This window comes from Polaromonas sp. P1_E3, assembly GCF_056405935.1.
Genome location: NZ_JBFUBD010000426.1, coordinates 1 through 2169 on the forward strand (window position 1 = coordinate 1; position 2169 = coordinate 2169).

At 60.0% G+C, this 2169-nt stretch carries 3 protein-coding genes and 1 pseudogene; 2 read left to right on the forward strand and 2 right to left on the reverse strand.

The annotated features are described in order from the left end of the window. Positions 1–764 (forward strand): PilC/PilY family type IV pilus protein (locus AC1D0Z_RS20115; RefSeq protein ID WP_477659938.1); only part of this gene is annotated, 764 nt, incomplete at its 5' end. Between the two features lie 41 nt (positions 765–805). After that, the gene (locus tag AC1D0Z_RS20120; RefSeq protein ID WP_477659939.1) at positions 806–1243 is read left to right on the forward strand and encodes a type IV pilin protein; all 438 of its coding nucleotides are present in this window, start codon (positions 806–808) and stop codon (positions 1241–1243) included. A gap of 94 nt (positions 1244–1337) precedes the next feature. On the opposite strand, the gene nrdR is transcribed toward AC1D0Z_RS20120, so the two are convergent. Both nrdR and glyA read right to left on the reverse strand, forming a co-directional pair. Continuing rightward, positions 1338–1787 (reverse strand): transcriptional regulator NrdR, encoded by a 450-nt coding sequence (nrdR, locus tag AC1D0Z_RS20125; protein WP_477659940.1) that lies wholly within the window; start codon positions 1785–1787, stop codon positions 1338–1340. A 101-nt stretch (positions 1788–1888) separates the two neighbouring features. After that, positions 1889–2169: pseudogene (gene glyA / locus AC1D0Z_RS20130) on the reverse strand (serine hydroxymethyltransferase); the annotation flags it as partial.

Genomic DNA, 2169 nt, shown 5'->3' on the forward strand with positions numbered 1-2169 from the left:
ATACTGCGGCGTCTCCCAAGCCTCTGTTTACCGCGGTAAATCGCAGTGGCCAGGTTGAACCCATTACGTCTGCGCCTACATATACCCTGCACCCTGCGGGGGGTGTGCAGGTGCTGGTAGGCACGGGCAAGCTCTTTGAAACAGCCGACACCAACAATATTCAGGAAAAGACCTTGTATGGTCTCTGGGATCAGGTCAAGGTTGGCGCCGATACCAGTGCTGCGACCGGCGTGATCGGTGGCACGGCAACGCTTGTGTTGCAGCAGGTTTCCGCAACGGTGACCATTTCCTCCGGGTCTCCAGCCCAGACGGTGACTTACTGGACCTCGACCAACAATGTGGTTGACTATGCCTCCAAACGCGGCTGGCGCATGCCACTGACCATCCAGGCAGGGCAACGTGTGGTGTACGACCCGCAAGTTGCGCTAGGCCGGGTCTTTTTTGAGACTGTGGCGCCCGGTGGTACTGTCCTCACCTGCTCGGCAAGCAGCGGCGTGGGCTATAACTTCGTGCTGGATCCCTTCTCTGGCGCGGCGGGCACCGATGGTGCGACTTTTGATACCAACGGAGACGGGGTCATTGACGGCAACGACAACGCGCAAGCGGTGATTTATCAAACCGGGGCAGACGGTAGCGACGGCATATTGACCAAGGGGGGCGGCAGACCCACAGGCGTCAGTGTGTCAACGACGACGAGTAAACTCTTCGCGGGAGATAAAAACTCCATCCGGCGCAACTGGCGGCAAATTGTGAGCCCTCCGTAACGGCCTCCTTGGCCCCGACGATCTGAACTTCTGGAATGACTATGAAAAAGAACGGCTTTACCCTGATCGAGTTGATGATCGTCGTGGCCATTGTGGCCATCATCACGGCGGTTGCCTTGCCCAGCTACCGGGATTCCGTCGCAAAGTCCAGGCGCGCTGAGGCCCGGGGTCAGTTGCTCGAAACAGCACAGTTCATGCAGCGGTTTTATTCGAACAATGACCGCTACAACCAGGACCGCGCAGGCACTGCTGTGGCGATACCCGCCGAATTGGCGCAGGTGCCGAAGGGAGCAGCTTCCGCTGTTGCAACGTACTCGATTTCGTTTACCGCGACACCCACCATCAGCGCGTTCTCGATTCAGGCCGTGCCGCGCGCGACTGGCCCGATGAATGCCGACAAGTGCGGCACGCTCATTCTCGACAACGCCGGGCGGCGTTCCGTGACGGGGGTCATTACCGTCGCCGACTGCTGGAAATAGCCGTCCCGATTGGGCGGCCTGGCTGGCCGGCATGCAAGGCCGGGCCGAGCCCGTAGAGGCGGGGAGATGGCTAACGCACAGCTGCCTTGCCGCGTTATCGCCTGACTTCGTCCACCAGGGTCTTGAACTCGTCAATATCCTCAAAGCTGCGGTAGACGCTCGCAAAGCGGACATAAGCCACCTTGTCGAGCTTTTTTAGCTCACGCATGACAAGTTCACCGATGCGGTTGGAGGCGACTTCGCGCACGCCCAGGCTCAGCAGCTTTTCTTCAATCCGCTCGATCGCAGCGTCGACCTGTTCGGTGCTCACGGGGCGCTTGCGCAGCGCCAGGTTCAGGGATGCCAAAACCTTGCTGCGCTTGTATTCGATGCGCCGGCCGTCCTTCTTGACGATGGACGGGAAGGTCACGTCTGGCCGCTCGTAGGTGGTAAAGCGCTTTTCACACGCGCCGCACTGGCGGCGGCGGCGTATGAAGTCGGCGTCCTCGGCCACCCGGGTTTCGACAACCTGGGTTTCAAGATGACCGCAAAAGGGGCATTTCATGGAATATAGCTCGAATTTAAACGAGCAAATCGGCCTCTAGCCCAATAAGGACGTGCGCAAGCAGCTATCAAAATAATAGTGCCCGCGCTGTCCATCATGATTTAGCGGTAAACGGGGAACCGGCTGGTCAGGGCGTGGACCTTGGCGCGAACAGCTTCGATGTTGGCCGCGTCGCGCGGGTTGTCCAGCACGTCGGCAATCAGGTTGGCCGTGGCGCGGGCTTCTTCGTCCTTGAAGCCGCGGGTTGTCATGGCGGGGGTGCCGATGCGCACGCCGCTGGTGACCATCGGCTTTTCCGGGTCGTTCGGGATGGCGTTTTTGTTGATCGTCATGTGGGCGCTGCCCAGCACGGCTTCGGCCTCCTTGCCGGTGATGCCCTTGG